The organism is Streptomyces violascens (genome assembly GCF_014649955.1).
Lineage (GTDB): Bacteria > Actinomycetota > Actinomycetes > Streptomycetales > Streptomycetaceae > Streptomyces > Streptomyces violascens.
Genome location: NZ_BMUA01000004.1, coordinates 192405 through 208852 on the forward strand (window position 1 = coordinate 192405; position 16448 = coordinate 208852).

The 16448-nt window shown below is 69.4% G+C and carries 10 protein-coding genes; 5 read left to right on the forward strand and 5 right to left on the reverse strand.

Translation table 11 applies throughout. From position 1 onward, the window contains the following. The first annotated feature begins 41 nt into the window (after positions 1-41). Positions 42-1943, forward strand: coding sequence for a serine/threonine protein kinase (locus IE206_RS11845; protein WP_189962072.1), 1902 nt, complete (start codon positions 42-44; stop codon positions 1941-1943). Between the two features lie 147 nt (positions 1944-2090). Here the strand turns inward: IE206_RS11845 and IE206_RS11850 are convergent, their stop codons facing one another. The 5 genes from IE206_RS11850 to IE206_RS11870 all read right to left on the reverse strand — a co-directional run bounded on the left by IE206_RS11850 (position 2091) and on the right by IE206_RS11870 (position 7948). Continuing rightward, on the reverse strand, positions 2091-2762 hold the full coding sequence (locus IE206_RS11850; RefSeq protein ID WP_189962073.1) for a FadR/GntR family transcriptional regulator: 672 nt from the start codon (positions 2760-2762) through the stop codon (positions 2091-2093). A gap of 110 nt (positions 2763-2872) precedes the next feature. Next, complete coding sequence (locus tag IE206_RS11855) at positions 2873-4483, reverse strand: glycerol-3-phosphate dehydrogenase/oxidase (protein WP_053723490.1); 1611 nt, start codon at positions 4481-4483, stop codon at positions 2873-2875. A gap of 5 nt (positions 4484-4488) precedes the next feature. Next, positions 4489-6015 carry a glycerol kinase GlpK gene (gene glpK, locus IE206_RS11860; RefSeq protein ID WP_189962074.1) on the reverse strand — a complete coding sequence of 509 codons (1527 nt, stop codon included), beginning with the start codon at positions 6013-6015 and terminating at the stop codon, positions 4489-4491. 40 nt (positions 6016-6055) lie between these two features. Continuing rightward, positions 6056-6832 (reverse strand): MIP/aquaporin family protein, encoded by a 777-nt coding sequence (locus tag IE206_RS11865; RefSeq protein WP_189962075.1) that lies wholly within the window; start codon positions 6830-6832, stop codon positions 6056-6058. Between the two features lie 351 nt (positions 6833-7183). Then, complete coding sequence (locus IE206_RS11870; RefSeq protein ID WP_189962076.1) at positions 7184-7948, reverse strand: IclR family transcriptional regulator; 765 nt, start codon at positions 7946-7948, stop codon at positions 7184-7186. Positions 7949-8240: 292 nt separating this feature from the next. Between IE206_RS11870 and metH the strand changes: the two genes are divergently transcribed. From metH to IE206_RS11890, 4 genes are all read left to right on the forward strand, one after another. Beyond that, on the forward strand, positions 8241-11750 hold the full coding sequence (gene metH, locus IE206_RS11875) for a methionine synthase (RefSeq protein ID WP_189962077.1): 3510 nt from the start codon (positions 8241-8243) through the stop codon (positions 11748-11750). A gap of 129 nt (positions 11751-11879) precedes the next feature. Next, positions 11880-12581, forward strand: a complete 702-nt coding sequence (locus IE206_RS11880) for an HAD family hydrolase (protein ID WP_189962078.1) — start codon at positions 11880-11882, stop codon at positions 12579-12581. Between the two features lie 490 nt (positions 12582-13071). Continuing rightward, positions 13072-14676 carry an ABC transporter substrate-binding protein gene (locus tag IE206_RS11885; protein ID WP_189962079.1) on the forward strand — a complete coding sequence of 535 codons (1605 nt, stop codon included), beginning with the start codon at positions 13072-13074 and terminating at the stop codon, positions 14674-14676. 71 nt (positions 14677-14747) lie between these two features. Next, the gene (locus tag IE206_RS11890; protein WP_189962321.1) at positions 14748-16340 is read left to right on the forward strand and encodes an ABC transporter substrate-binding protein; all 1593 of its coding nucleotides are present in this window, start codon (positions 14748-14750) and stop codon (positions 16338-16340) included. Positions 16341-16448 lie beyond the last annotated feature (108 nt).

Here is a 16448-nt window from a genome sequence, read left to right on the forward strand (position 1 = left end):
GGCATCGGCGGGCCCACCGCCGCAACAGGGGACGGATTTTCATGAGCGCACCTTCCACCGGCCTTTTCCAGCCGCTTGGGCCGGACGACCCGTCCACGGTGGGCGGTTACCGTCTGACCGCCGTGCTGGGTGCGGGCGGCATGGGCAAGGTGTACCTCTCCTACACCCCCGGCGGACGCCCCATCGCGCTCAAGGTGATCCGCCCCGAGTTCAGCGAGGACCCCGAGTTCCGGCGCCGCTTCCAGCAGGAAGTGAAGGCGGCCCAGCGGGTGCAGGGCCTCTACACCGCGCCCGTCATCGACTTCGACACCGAGGGCACCCAGCCCTGGCTGGCGACGGCCTACGTCCCCGGCCCCTCCCTCGCGGACGCCGTGTCCCAGCACGGGCGGCTGCCGCTGCGCAGCGTGCTGCTGCTCGCCGTCGGCGTCGCGGAGGCGCTGCACGTCATCCACGGCGCGGGCATCGTCCACCGTGACCTGAAGCCCGCGAACGTACTCCTCGCCGCCGACGGTCCCCGTGTGATCGACTTCGGTATCGCCCGTGCGGCGGACGCCACTTCGCTGACCGGCCACGGGGTCAGCGTCGGCACGCCCGCGTTCATGGCACCCGAGCAGGCCGCCGCGGGTACGGTCACCCCGCACACCGACATCTTCGCCCTCGGCCAGATCGTGGCCTACGCGGCGATCGGCGCGCCCGCTTACGGCGAGGGTTCCTCGCACGCCGTGCTGTACCGCATCGTGCACGAGGACCCCGACCTCAGCGCGCTGCCGGCAGAGCTGCGGCCCCTGGTGACGCGGTGCCTCAGCCGCGACCCCGCGGACCGTCCGAGCCTGACCGAGGTCATCCAGATGTGCCACGACCTCTCGCCCGCCCCGCTCCGCCAGGGCGAGGACTGGCTGCCCCAGGCGGTCGCCGGTTCCATCACCGAGCGCCTCCAACTGCCCGAACCGGCGAAGACCCCGCCGCCGCAGCCCGCTGTGGCCCCGACGCCGACCGCGGTCTCCGCGCAGCCCCCGACGCAGGGCGCGAACCCGTACGTCCCGACCGGTGTGGGCGTGGCCGCCGCCCCGACGCAGAGCGCCCCCGCCGCTCCGATGCACGCACCGAACGCTCCGGCCGCCCCGGGCCCGGTGCCGCCCGGTTATCAGACGCCTCCGCCCGGCTATCAGACGCCTCCGCCCGGCTACCAGACACCTCCGCCGGGCTACCAGACTCAGCCGGCCTACCAGCCCCACCCCGGCTACCAGACGCCTCCGCCCGGGTACGGACCCGGCTACCCCACTCCGGCGCCCGCCCACCACCCCGGCTACCCGCCCGCCGCGCCCAAGCGCAAGCGGACGGGGCTGATCGTCGCGGGGTCCGTCGTCGCGGCGCTGATCGGCATCGTGGTCATCGTCTCCCTGCTGCCGAAGGGCTCCGACAACAAGGCCAAGGGCAGCTCCGGTTCCGCCGGTGGAAGCAGGGCCGCCAGTGCCGGCACCACGAGCGGCGGGTCGAGCGGCAAGAACCAGAAGCCCGCCGACCCCACCCCGGCCTCGTACCAGGGCATCAACCTGACGGCCAACTACCAGCTGATGCTGGCCGACAACCCGCCGCGCCCCGGCACCGGCGGCAGCGCCGGCGTGTCGTACAACCACGGAGATCTCTACTTCTACATGGACACCCTCTTCGGGGACACGAAGATCGGCACCGACAACGGCAAGCTGGTCGTCCTGAACAACTCGGAGAAGGGTTCGCTGGAGACCTGCCGCGCCGAAACCCGTTACACCGACAAGATCGGCCTCGACCAGCTCACGGACGGGTCGGAGATCTGCGTGCTCAGCGACGCGGGCCACATCGCGGTGGCGACGTACCGCGGCAAGTCCGGCACGAACGACCCGAGCAAGTACATCACCCTGGACCTCAAGATCTGGCGCAACGCGGAGGAGCCGAGGAAGCACTGAGGCGGGGCCGGCGGTGCTGGGTGCCCCGAGCCCTTCGGGGCCCGGGGGCAGCGCACCCGGAGACCCGGCCTCAGCCGACCCGCACCCCCGCAGGCCACGCGGCCCCGCCGCAGAATGTCACAGCGGGAAGGGGCGGGCAGGGGAGACCTACAGGGTTGACCTCAGCCACTGCTCCACGCTGGCGATGTGCACAGTCGCCCAGGACCGGGCCGCCTCCGTGTCCCGATCGCGCAGGGCCGAGAGAATCGCCCGGTGCTCGTGCAACGTCCGGCTCACCGCATCCTCCTGGGTGAGCCCCCGCCAGATACGGGCCCGGGTCGTGGGCCCGGACAGCCCGTCGAGGAGCGAGCACAGCACCGAGTTCCCCGACCCCGCCACGATCCCGCGATGGAATTCGAGGTCGGAGGCCACCAGCTCCTCCACGGAGGGCGCGGCGCCCAGCGCGTCCAACTGGGCCGACAGCGCGTCGAGTTCGGCATCGCTGATCCGCGACACCGCCATCGCCGTGGCGGCCGGCTCCAGAATGCGGCGCACCGCGAGGAACTCCAGGACCGTGTCGTCGCGGTGGAAGTCGACGACGAAGCTCATCGCCTCGAGCAGCAGCTGCGGGTCCAGGCTGGTGACGTAGGTGCCGTCGCCCTGGCGGACGTCCAGGATGCGGATCAGGGACAGCGCCCGCACCGCCTCGCGCAGGGAGTTGCGGGACAGGCCGAGCTCCGCTGCCAGTTCGCTCTCCTTGGGGAGCCGGTCGCCCGGCCGCAGCGCACCGGAGACGATCATTTCCTTGATCTTCTCGATGGCCTCGTCGGTGACAGCCATGGGCGACCTCCATACATCCGATGTATCGGCCCCCATTATGCGCGCCGGGGAACGCCGAAGGGGCGGCTCCCGCAAAGGAGCCGCCCCTTCGACCGTCGGCCGACGTGGCGTCAGTTCTTCTTCTGCAGCAGGACGTCGACCTTGTCGCGGATCTCGTCCGTGGCCAGACCCCGGATCGTCAGGGTCGTGCGGCGGCGCAGCACGTCGTCCGCGGTCTCGGCCCACTCGTGGTCGCGGGCGTAGACGACCTGCGCCCAGATCTCCGGCGCGTCCGGGTGGATGCGCTCGGCGAGGGCCGCGTCGTCGTTGGCCAGGCGCGCGATGTCGAAGGACAGCGAACCGTAGTGCGTGGCCAGGTGCTTGGCGGTGTCGGCCGCCATGCGCGGGCCGGGCGCCGGGCCGTCCACCATCAGGCGGTGGGCGACGGCGCGTGGGTTGGCGATGCCGGGCAGCGGCATCTTGCCGGGGAGCTCGGAGATGGGCTCGAAGTCGTCGCCGAGCGGGTGGCCCGGCAGCTGCTCCAGCTTCTTCATCACCGTACGGCCGATGTGGCGGAAGGTCGTCCACTTGCCGCCGGCCACGGACAGCATGCCGCCGCGGCCCTCGGTGACGACCGTCTCGCGCTTGGCCTTGGAGGTGTCGCCGGGACCGCCGGGCAGCACCCGCAGACCGGCGAAGGAGTACGTGATCAGATCGCGCGACAGCTGCTGGTCGCGGATCGAGAACGCGGCCTCGTCGAGGATCTGCGCGGTGTCCGCCTCGGTGACGCGGACGTCCGCCGGGTCGCCCTCGAACTCCTCGTCGGTGGTGCCGAGCAGGAGCATGTCCTCCCAGGGCAGGGCGAACGTGATGCGGTACTTGTCGATCGGGGTCGCGAGCGCGGCCTTCCAGGGCGCGGTGCGCTTGAGGACCAGGTGCGCGCCCTTCGACAGGCGTATGGAGGGAGCCGAGTTCGGGTCCTCCATCTTGCGCAGGTGGTCGACCCAGGGGCCGGTCGCGTTCAGGACGAGGCGGGCATTGACGCCGAACTCCTCGCCGTCCATGCGGTCCTTGAGGTCGGCGCCGGTGACCCGGCCCTTGGTGAAGCGCAGGCCGGTGACCTCGGCGTGGTTGAGGACGACCGCGCCGGCCTCGACGGCGGCGCGCACCGTCATCAGGGCCATGCGGGCGTCGTTCATCTGGTCGTCGCCGTAGACGGCCACGGCCTTCAGGTTGTCCGTACGCAGCTCCGGCACGTCCGCCGCGGCCTTCGCGGGGGAGAGCAGGTGGCCGACGCCGTCGCCGAAGGCGGAAAGGGCCGAGTAGGCGAAGACGCCGGCACCCAGCTTGGCGGCGCCGTGCGGGCCGCCCTTGTACACGGGCAGGTAGAACGTGAGCGGGTTGGCGAGGTGCGGGGCCACCTGACGGGACACCGCACGCCGCTCGAAGTGGTTCTCCGCGACCAGCTTCACCGCGCCGGTCTGCAGGTAGCGCAGACCGCCGTGGAGCAGCTTGGAGGAGGCGGAGGAGGTGGCGCCGGCGAAGTCACCGGCGTCCACCAGGGCCACCCGCAGACCGGACTGCGCGGCGTGCCAGGCGGTGGAGATGCCCAGGATGCCGCCGCCGATGACCAGGAGGTCGTACGTCGCCTTGGACAGTTGCTCCCGAGTCTCGGCGCGGCTCGGGTGGGAGCCGGAGGCCGGGTGCGTCCCGAGGGCAGGGACGCTCTGCAGGGTGGTCATGTCGATTACTCCTCGTCCTCGATCCAGCCCATGGTCCGCTCGACGGCCTTGAGCCAGTTCTTGTACTCGCTGTCACGCCTGTCGGCGTCCATGCGAGGGGTCCATTCCGCCGCCCGGCGCCAGTTGGCGCGCAGCGCGTCGGTGTCCGGCCAGAAGCCGACGGCCAGACCGGCGGCGTAGGCGGCGCCGAGGCAGGTCGTCTCGGCGACCATCGGACGCACGACCGGCGCGTCCAGGAAGTCCGAGAGGGTCTGCATCAGCAGGTTGTTGGAGGTCATGCCGCCGTCGACCTTCAGCGCGGTCAGCTCGACGCCCGAGTCCTTCGTCATAGCGTCGGTGATCTCGCGGGTCTGCCAGGCGGTGGCCTCAAGGACGGCGCGCGCGATGTGCGCCTTGGTGACGTACCGGGTGAGGCCGGCGATCACACCGCGGGCGTCGGAGCGCCAGTACGGGGCGAACAGGCCGGAGAAGGCCGGCACGAAGTAGGCGCCGCCGTTGTCCTCGACGGAGGAGGCCAGGGTCTCGATCTCCGCGGCGGTCTTGATCATGCCCATCTGGTCGCGCATCCACTGGACGAGCGAGCCGGTGACGGCGATGGAGCCTTCGAGGGCGTAGACCGGCTTCTGGTCGCCGATCTGGTAGCCGACGGTCGTCAGCAGGCCGTTGTAGGAGTTGACGGGCTTGTCACCGGTGTTCATCAGCATGAAGGTGCCGGTGCCGTAGGTCGACTTGGCCTCGCCCTCGGAGAAGCAGGTCTGGCCGAACAGGGCCGCCTGCTGGTCGCCGAGCGCGGAGGCGACGGGGACGCCGTCCAGGACGCCGCCCTTGGCGTGTCCGTAGACCTCGGCGGACGAGCGGATCTCGGGCAGCACGGCCTTCGGGATGTCGATGGACGCGAGGATCTTCTCGTCCCACGCCATGTCGTGCAGGTTCATGAGCAGCGTGCGCGAGGCGTTGGTGACGTCCGTGACGTGGACACCGCCGTCGGTGCCGCCGGTCAGGTTCCAGATGACCCAGGAGTCCATGGTGCCGAAGAGGATGTCGCCGCGCTCGGCGCGCTCGCGCAGGCCCTCGACGTTGTCGAGCAGCCAGCGCACCTTCGGGCCCGCGAAGTACGAGGCGAGCGGCAGGCCGGTCTCGCGGCGGAAGCGGTCCTGGCCGACGTTGCGGCCGAGCTCCTTGCAGAGCGCGTCGGTGCGGGTGTCCTGCCAGACCAGCGCGTTGTGCACGGGCTCGCCGGTGTTCTTGTCCCACATCAGCGTGGTCTCACGCTGGTTGGTGATGCCGATCGCCTTGACGTCGGCGGCGGTGATGCCCGCCTTGTCGATCGCGCCGGCCACGACTTCCTGGACGTTGGTCCAGATCTCGGCGGCGTCGTGCTCCACCCAGCCCGGCTTCGGGAAGATCTGCTCGTGCTCCTTCTGGTCGACCGAGACGATCCGGCCGTCCTTGTCGAAGACGATGCAGCGGCTGGAGGTGGTGCCCTGGTCGATGGCCGCGATGAACGGGCCGGTGCTGTGCGTGTCGCTCATGGGGTGCTCCCGGTAGGTCCGAAGGGGGTCGCGTCGTGTCTCAGGCGAAGGCGATGTTGTAGATGCCACCGGCGATCGCGCCGCCGATCAGCGGGCCGACGACCGGGATCCACGCGTAGCTCCAGTCCGAGCCGCCCTTGTTGGGCAGGGGCAGCAGGGAGTGCACGATGCGCGGGCCGAGGTCGCGGACCGGGTTGATGGCGTAGCCGGTCGGACCGCCGATCGAGAGACCGATGCCCACCACGACGAGCGAGGTGATCAGGACACCGATGACGCCGAGACCCTTGCCGTCGCCGTTGAGGCCCTGGGTCAGGATCGCGAGCACCAGAATGATGGTGGCGATGACTTCCGTGACCACGTTCTGGACCACGTTGCGGATCTCCGGGCCGGTCGAGAAGATGCCGAGCACCGGGCCGGCCTCGCGCTCGCGGGCCTCGACCGCCTTGGCGTCGCCGACGATCTCGGGGTCGGTGAGGTGCGCGTGGAACTGGCCGTAGTAGGCGAGCCACACGAGGACCGCGCCGAGCATGGCGCCGAGGATCTGTCCGCCGAGGTACACGGGGACGTCGCTCCACTTGGTGCCGCCCTCGATCGCGAGACCCAGGGTCACCGCGGGGTTGAGGTGGGCGCCCGAGAGCGGGGCCGAGATGTAGGCGGCGGTCAGCACGGCGAAGCCCCACCCGAAGGTGATCGCGAGCCAGCCGGCGTTCCGCGCCTTCGAGCGCTTCAACGTGACGGCGGCGCACACGCCACCGCCCAGCAGGGTGAGAACGGCGGTACCAATGATCTCGCCGGTGAAGATGTCGTGGCTGGACACCCGCGACTCCTTTGTCCTTCGTCCAGGGGGAAATCCCAACAAGCGGAGCACCGGGTCCCTCCGGTGATCCGCGCCCTCAATGGCTGAGGGCTGTCCGGCCCATGGCGTTGTCACACTCTAACTCGTATTGCCGGTAGGTGTTCGACAATGCCGACCGCTGAACGGCAGTTTTGCCCCCGGGTTAACTGGACGTCAATACTTCTGTGACTGGAATCCCTGATCGTTACCAGGTGGTACGAACCACCAAACATGGACCCGGGTGCAGGATCAAGATCATGTACTGGTATGGCGCGGGTCGCTCCGGCCGACTTCTGCCTGCGGTGCGCGGGCTGGAGCGCCCGGCGCCGCGCCCTAGAACCGGCCGGCGCCCAGGTCCCGCGAGACCGCGCGGGCGCAGTCGCGTACCGCGGCCACCAGCTCGGGCCGCACCTCGCCGTCCTTGCAGACCCGCTCGACGGCGCCCGTGACGCCCACCGCGCCGACCGGCATCCGGCGCCGGTCGTGGATCGGGGCGGCCACCGAGGCGACGCCCTCCCAGGTCTCCTCGATGTCCGAGCCCCAGCCGCGCGCCCGGGTGACATCGAGCAGTCCCTCGAAGCTCTCGGGCGCGGTGACCGTGTGCGCCGTGAACGCCTCGTGCATGTTGTCCACGGCCTCGGTGTGCGCCACCGGGTCGTACGCGGAGAGCACCTTGCCCAGGGCCGTGGAGTGCAGTGGCTGCATGGCGCCCACTTCGAGCACCTGGCGGCTGTCGTCGGGCCGGAAGACGTGGTGCATGATCAGCACGCCCTGCTGGTGGAGCACCCCCACGTACACGCTCTCGCCGCTGGACCGCGCCAGGTCGTCCGTCCACACCAGGGCGCGCGCCCGCAGCTCGTGGACGTCCAGGTAGCTGTTGCCCAGGCGCAGCAGCTCGGCGCCCAGCTGGTAGCGGCCGGACGCCGGGTCCTGCTCCACGAAGCCCTCGGCCTGCAGGGTGCGCAGGATGCCGTGCGCGGTGCCCTTGGCGAGGCCCAGTGCGGAGGCCACCTCGGACAGTCCGAGCCGCCGCTCGCCCCCCGCGAGCAGCCGCAGCATGGCGGCCGCCCGTTCGAGCGACTGGATGTTGCGCGCCATCGCGCTCCCTCCCTTTTCCGGGCACTGCTGAACCGGCTGTCGCCGCTGAAGCGGCCGGCTCTCACATCAACTGGTTCGACAATGCTGAACAGTATCGGCCGTTGCCGACCTCGTGTCACCGCGAGTGCGACCCCTCCCGACACTTCCGGACACCCGCATTCGGCCGAGCCCCGGCCGTCCGCCCCCTGATACACCCGCGCGCCGCCCGGGGCCGCCCGGTTAGGCTGGCCGCGTGCGCCCTCCCATTGGAAGGCGCAAAGCCGACAGCCGTCGCACTCCAGGGAGCACATCCATGGCCTCGTTGCCGACCCCTTCCGCTGACAGCCGGACCCGTATCGACGCCCTCCGTGAGGCGCTCGCCACCCGGGTGGTGGTGGCCGACGGTGCGATGGGCACGATGCTGCAGGCGCAGGATCCCACCCTGGAGGACTTCCAGGACCTCGAAGGGTGCAACGAGGTCCTGAACGTGACCCGGCCCGACATCGTGCGCTCGGTCCACGAGGCGTACTTCTCGGTCGGCGTGGACTGCGTCGAGACCAACACCTTCGGCGCCAACCACACCGCCATGAGTGAGTACGACATCCCGGAGCGGGTGCACGAGCTGTCGCAGGCCGGCGCCCGCATCGCCCGCGAGGTCGCGGACGAGTTCACCGCCTCGACCGGGCAGCAGCGCTGGGTGCTCGGCTCCATCGGCCCCGGTACGAAGCTGCCGACGCTCGGCCACATCGGCTACCCCACGCTGCGCGACGGATTCCAGGCGAACGCCGAGGGCCTGATCGCGGGCGGCGCGGACGCGCTGATCGTCGAGACCACCCAGGACCTGCTCCAGACCAAGTCCGCCATCCTCGGCGCCCGCCGCGCGATGGAGGCCACCGGGGCCGACCTGCCGCTCCTTGTCTCGCTCGCCTTCGAGACGACGGGCACGATGCTCCTCGGCTCCGAGATCGGCGCCGCGCTGACCGCCCTTGAGCCGCTCGGCGTCGACATGATCGGTCTGAACTGCTCGACCGGCCCCGCCGAGATGAGCGAGCACCTGCGCTACCTCACCCGGCACTCCCGCATCCCGCTGCTCTGCATGCCCAACGCCGGCCTGCCCGTCCTCACCAAGGACGGCGCCCACTTCCCGCTCGGCCCCGAGGGCCTGGCCGACGCGCAGGAGAACTTCGTCCGCGACTACGGCCTGTCCTTGGTGGGCGGCTGCTGCGGTACGACGCCGGAGCACCTGCGCCAGGTCGTGGACCGGGTGCGCGGGACCGCCCCCGGCGAGCGCCACCCGCGCCCGGAGCCGGGCGCCGCCTCCCTCTACCAGACGGTGCCGTTCCGCCAGGACACCTCCTACCTGGCGATCGGCGAGCGGACGAACGCGAACGGGTCGAAGAAGTTCCGCGAGGCCATGCTGGAGGGCCGCTGGGACGACTGCGTGGAGATGGCCCGCGACCAGATCCGCGAGGGCGCCCACATGCTCGACCTGTGTGTCGACTATGTCGGCCGCGACGGCGTGGCCGACATGGCCGAGCTGGCCGGCCGCTTCGCGACCGCCTCCACCCTCCCCATCGTCCTGGACTCGACCGAACTCCCGGTCATCCAGGCCGGGTTGGAGAAGCTGGGCGGCCGTGCGGTCATCAACTCGGTCAACTACGAGGACGGCGACGGGCCCGAGTCGCGGTTCGCGAAGGTCACCAGGCTGGCGGTCGAGCACGGCGCCGCGCTGATCGCGCTGACCATCGACGAGGAGGGCCAGGCCCGCACCGTCGAGACGAAGGTCGCGATCGCCGAGCGGCTCATCGCGGACCTGACCGGGAACTGGGGGGTGCACGAGTCGGACATCCTCATCGACGCCCTGACCTTCACCATCTGCACCGGCCAGGAGGAGTCGCGGGGCGACGGCATCGCCACCATCGAGGCGATCCGCGAGCTCAAGCGCCGCCACCCGGACGTGCAGACCACGCTCGGCCTGTCCAACATCTCCTTCGGCCTGAACCCGGCCGCCCGCGTCGTCCTGAACTCCGTGTTCCTGGACGAGTGCGTGAAGGCCGGCCTGGACTCGGCGATCGTGCACGCCTCGAAGATCCTGCCGATCGCGCGCCTGGAGGAGGAGCAGGTCAAGGTCGCCCTCGACCTGATCTACGACCGCCGGGCCGAAGGCTACGACCCCCTCCAGAAGCTCATGGAGCTGTTCGAGGGCGTCAACATGAAGTCGATGAAGGCGGGCAAGGCCGAGGAGCTCCTCGCCCTGCCGCTGGACGAGCGCCTCCAGCGCCGCATCATCGACGGCGAGAAGAACGGCCTGGAGGCCGACCTCGACGAGGCCCTCCAGGACACCCCCGCCCTCGACATCGTCAACAACACCCTGCTCGAAGGCATGAAGGTGGTCGGCGAACTGTTCGGCTCCGGCCAGATGCAGCTGCCGTTCGTGCTCCAGTCCGCCGAGGTCATGAAGACCGCGGTCGCGCACCTGGAGCCGCACATGGAGAAGTCGGACGCGGAGGGCAAGGGCACCATCGTGCTCGCCACCGTGCGCGGCGACGTCCACGACATCGGCAAGAACCTCGTCGACATCATCCTGTCCAACAACGGCTACAACGTCGTCAACCTCGGCATCAAGCAGCCGGTCTCCGCGATCCTGGAAGCCGCCGAGGAGCACCGCGCCGACGTGATCGGCATGTCCGGCCTCCTGGTCAAGTCCACCGTGATCATGAAGGAGAACCTGGAGGAGCTCAACCAGCGCAAGCTGGCGGCCGAGTACCCGGTCATCCTCGGCGGCGCGGCCCTGACCCGGGCCTATGTCGAGCAGGACCTGCACGAGATCTACGAGGGCGAAGTCCGCTACGCCCGCGACGCGTTCGAGGGGCTCCGGCTCATGGACGCCCTGATCGGCGTCAAGCGCGGCGTGCCCGGAGCCGTACTCCCGGAACTGAAGCAGCGCCGGGTGCCGAAGAGGGACACCCCCGTCCTGGAGGTCAAGGAGCCGGAGGGCTCGGTGCGCTCCGACGTGGCCACCGACAACCCGGTGCCCACCCCGCCGTTCTGGGGCACCCGCGTCGTGAAGGGCATCCCGCTCAAGGAGTACGCGTCCTGGCTCGACGAGGGCGCGCTGTTCAAGGGGCAGTGGGGCCTGAAGGAAGCCCGAAAGGGCGGACCGACGTACGAGGAGCTGGTGGAGACCGAGGGCCGCCCGCACCTGCGCGGCTGGCTCGACAAGCTGCACACCGAGGGCCTGCTCGAAGCGGCCGTCGTCCACGGCTACTTCCCGTGCGTGTCCAAGGGCGACGATCTGATCCTGCTGAACGAGGACGGCTCCGAGCGCACGCGCTTCACCTTCCCGCGCCAGCGCCGGGGACGGCGGCTGTGCCTGGCGGACTTCTTCCGCCCGGAGGACTCGGGCGAGGCCGACGTCGTCGGCCTCCAGGTCGTCACCGTCGGCTCCCGCATCGGCGAGGAGACCGCCAAGCTCTTCGAGGCCAACTCCTACCGCGACTACCTCGAACTGCACGGCCTGTCCGTCCAGTTGGCGGAAGCGCTCGCCGAGTACTGGCACGCCCGGGTCCGCTCCGAGCTGGGCTTCGCGGGCGAGGACCCGTCGGATGTGGAGGACATGTTCGCCCTGAAGTACCGCGGCGCGCGTTTCTCGCTCGGCTACGGGGCCTGCCCCGACCTGGAGGACCGGGCGAAGATCGCCGAGCTGCTCGAACCGGAGCGGATCGGCGTCCACCTCTCCGAGGAGTTCCAGCTCCACCCGGAGCAGTCCACCGACGCCATCGTCATCCACCACCCCGAAGCCAAGTACTTCAACGCCCGATGACGGGGCGCGGCGCATAATTCAGCGCATGTTCAGCGGGCCGGACGTACACTGGTCGGCCCAGTAAAGGCCGGTCGCTTTTCCCAGCTGGGGAAGGCGACCGGCCTTCTCGTCCCTTCAGGAGGTGTGCCGATGACCAGTACGGTCCCCGCAGCCATCACACGTGTGGCCGACGGCTCCGCGCTCCAGGCCGTCTTCCTCGACATGGACGGCACCCTGGTCGACACCGAGGGCTTCTGGTGGGACGCCGAGCGCGAGGTCTTCGCCGACCTCGGGCACGCCCTCGACGAGTCGTGGCGGGACGTGGTGGTGGGCGGCCCGATGACGCGCAGCGCGGGCTTCCTCATCGAGGCCACCGGCGCCGACATCACCCTGGCCGAGCTGACCGTACTGCTCAACGAACGCTTCGAGGAGCGCATCACCCGCGGGGTGCCGATGATGCCGGGCGCCGCCCGGCTGCTGAGCGAGCTCGCCGCCCACAACATCCCGACCGCTCTGGTCTCGGCCTCGCACCGCCGCATCATCGACAAGATCGTCCACTCGCTCGGCCCGTCCAACTTCGCCCTGACCGTCGCGGGCGACGAGGTGGCCCGCACCAAGCCGCACCCCGACCCGTACCTGATCGCCGCCGGCGGACTCGGCGCCGACCCGGCCCGGTGCGCCGTCGTCGAGGACACCGCGACCGGCGTCGCGGCGGCCGAGGCGGCCGGCTGCCGGGTGGTCGCGGTGCCGTCCGTCGCCCCGATCGCGGCCGCCGCGGGCCGGGTCGTGGTCGACTCCCTCGAAGAGGTCGACCTGGCATTTCTGCGCACCTTGATCACCAGGATGAACTGACCCGCACACCGAGCGTGCGCCGCTGAATGCAGCGGAAACTCATCGCAGCCGCGCGTTCATTTTCCGTGACGCCGACGGTGACGAATTCACACCCTGTCAAAGGGACCCGGGTGGTGACGTTCGTCACCCGACAGGGGGTCGACAGGAGCCCGTTCCGGGCACTCCTGGCCCGCTGGACGCACCGTTGTGTCCCGTTTGGTGATCTCGTGTACGAATCATTCCGCCGCCCATATATCGGTGGGCCGGTATTGCGGCGGACGGATTGATTCCCAGTGCACCAGAGCCAGTTCCAGCTTTTCGTACGGCGCGCACTAATCTCGTCCGAGAACTTCGCCGCACCCTCATCTGCCCCGCCGCACACCAAGCGGACGGGAGCGCAGGTCCGATCGCACAAACCCGGCCCGATCGCCCCGCCCCGAACGGGCGGACGCGGCGGAGTGTCCCGTACACAGCTGTACCCCAAAGTGCCGGACAAGGGAGATCGTCCAGGATGAACCGCAAGACTTTGGTGCTGCCGGCCGTAGTGGCCTTGCTCGCTCCCGTACTCGCCGCCTGTGGCGGATCGGAGAGCGGGGGAGACGGCGGCAAGACCATCGTCGTGGGCACCACGGACCAGTTCGTGGCAACCAAGGACGCCCCTGCCCCCCTCGATCCGGCGCACGCCTATGAGACGGGCATTTGGAACGTGATGCGCCAGACGACGCAGTCGCTGGTCCACGTTCCGCGCGGCGGCGGCATGCCCGTCCCGGACGCGGCCTCCGCCTGCAACTTCACCGACAAGGAGAACGAGAGCTACCGCTGCACCCTGCGCAGCGGCCTCGAGTTCGCCGACGGCACCAAGGTGACCGCCGACGACGTGAAGTACTCCGTCCAGCGCGTCATCGACATTAAGGACGACAACGGCCCCTCCGGTCTCCTCGACAACATCGACACCATGGAGACCAAGGGCGACGCCGAGATCGTCTTCCACCTCAAGACGCCGGACGCCACCTTCCCGTACAAGCTCGCCACCCCCGCGGCGGGCATCGTCCAGAAGGACAAGTACGGGCCGAAGAAGCTCCGCGACGGCTTCGAGATGGACGGCTCCGGGCCGTACAAGATGAAGGCCGAGGTCAAGGACGGCGAGCAGGCGGTGAAGTTCACCTTCACCAAGAACTCCAACTACAAGGGTGACGTCAAGCTCGCCAACGACAAGGTCGAGCTGCGCTCCTTCCCGACCGCCGAGGCCATGGGCACCGCGCTCGCCAAGGGCGAGATCGACATGATGACCCGCGCGATGACGCCGGGGCAGATCCAGCAGATGCAGGTCAGCCCCAGCAAGGACATCAACCTGGTCGAGATGCCGGGCCTGGAGATCCGCTACCTGGGCTTCAACACCGATGACCCGTCGGTGAAGAACAAGGCCGTGCGCCAGGCGCTGGCCCAGTCCATCGACCGCAGTCAGCTCGTGAACAAGGTGTACGGGCAGACCGCCGAGCCGCTGTACTCGCTGATCCCCACCTCGATCGCCGGGCACACCAACTCGTTCTTCAACAAGTACGGCGAGGCCAGCAAGGCCAAGGCCCAGGCCATCCTGAAGAACGCCAACATCCAGACGCCCGTCAAGCTCACCCTCAACTACACGAAGGACCACTACGGTTCGATCACCGAGGACGAATTCAAGAATCTCTCCTCGCAGCTGAACGCGACTGGGCTTTTCAGCACTACGATCCAGGGGACCGAGTGGTCGAAGTTCCGTCCCGCGCAGAAGAAGGGTGAGTACGCGGTCTACGGCCTCGGGTGGTTCCCCGACTTCCCGGACCCGGACAACTTCGTCGCCCCGTTCTTCGGCAAGGACAACTTCCTCAACACCCCGTACGCCAACAACGACATCCGCAACACGCTGATCCCTCAGTCGCGGGTGGCCGCCGACCGCAACCAGGCGTCCAAGCCGTTCGAGTCCATCCAGGACATCGTCGCGAGCGACGCTCCGGTCGTCCCGCTGTGGCAGGGCAAGCAGTACGTCGCTGCCCGCAGTGACATCACCGGCACCGAATGGGCCATCAACTCCTCGTCCGACCTGCAGCTCTGGGAACTGGCGCGAGGAAAGAAGTAACGCACGACCCGGCCGCGATCCTTCCGTGCCGGCCAGTAATTTCCGTGAGCAGGACTGTGAGGCACGTGCACGTGAAGATCCGGAACCGATGGCTGACGACCCCGCTCGCGGCGGGTGTGGCGGCCGGGCTCCTGAGCGGCTGCGGTACCCAGGAGGGCGGCGACGCCGCCTCCGACGGCGGCGGGTCGGTGGTCATGGGGATGTCGGACGACATCCTGGCCACCGACCCCGCCTCGGGTTACGACCCGGGTTCGTGGCTGTTGTTCAACAACGTCTTCCAGTCCCTGCTCAGCTTCCCCAAGGGCAGTTCGACGCCGCAGCCGGAGGCCGCCCAGGCGTGCAGCTTCGACAGGGGCGGCTCCACGGTCTACCGCTGCACCCTGCGTTCCGGCCTCACCTTCAGCAACGGCGACAAGCTGACCTCCGAGGACGTCAAGTTCTCCTTCGAGCGCGTGCTGAAGATCAACGACCCCAACGGCCCGGCGCCGATGCTTGCCACCCTGGGCAAGATCGAGACCCCGGACGAGAAGACGGTCGTCTTCCGGCTCAAGGTCCCGGACGCCACCTTCCCCAGCAAGATCGCCTCCGGTGCCGGCTCGATCGTCGACCACAAGGAGTACCCGGCCGACAAGCTCCGCACCGACGGCAAGGCGGTCGGCTCCGGCGTCTACAAGCTGAACTCCTTCGGTGAGGACAAGGCCGTCTTCTCGGTCAACTCCTCCTACGAGGGCACGGTCAAGGCCAAGAACTCCGGCATGACGCTGAAGCTCTACCACGGTGACCAGAAGGCCCTGGCCGCCGCCCTGAACAAGGGCGACGTCGACCTCGTCTACCGAGGCCTGACCGCCAAGGACACCGCGGCCCTGCAGAGTTCGCCGACGGCGGACAAGAAGGGCGTCGAGGTCATCGAGGGCACCAGCGCCGAGGTCCAGGACCTGGTCTTCAACATGAAGGACCCGGTCGTCGGCAAGGTCGGGGTGCGCAAGGCGATCGCCTACCTCGTCGACCGCGAGGCCCTGGTGCGCGACGTGTACTCGTCCACCGCGAGCCCGCTGTACTCGGTCATCCCGAGCGGCATCACGGCCCACAACACCGCCCTGTTCGACATGTACGGCGGCAGTCCGCAGCCCGCCAAGGCGAAGGCGGCCCTGCACTCGGCGGGTATCACCGGCAAGGTGAAGCTCACCCTGTGGTCCACGCCGAGCCGCTACGGGCCGTCCACCGACGACGAGCTGCAGGCGATAGCCAAGCAGCTCAACGCGAGCGGTCTGTTCGACGCGGATGTGAAGTCGGTCGAGTTCAAGCAGTACGAGAAGGACATCGAGGCCGGGAAGTACGGCGTCTACGTGAAGGGCTGGGTCCCCGACTACCCGGACCCGGACAACTTCACCCTGCCGTTCTTCGGCAAGGGCAACGTGCTGTCCAACAACTACGCGAACAAGCAGATCACCGACGAGATCCTCCCGGCGACCGCGGCCACCGCCGACCGCGCGTCCACGGAGGGCGACTTCGCCAAGCTCCAGGACATAGTCGCCGACGAACTCCCGGTCCTCCCCCTGTGGCAGGGCAAGCAGTACGCGGTGGCCCGAACGGGCATCACGGGCCTGGAATGGACCCTGGACGCGTCGACGGTGTTCCGCTTCTGGGAAATCAAGAAGGGCTGAGGGGAATCCCCGCAGGCCGCGGGGCCGCGAGATTGCGCGGCTCCGCCGGGCGGGCGTGATCGAGGGCGCCGGGTGCCCTACAGGGGCGCGGGGAACTGCGCGCCCAGC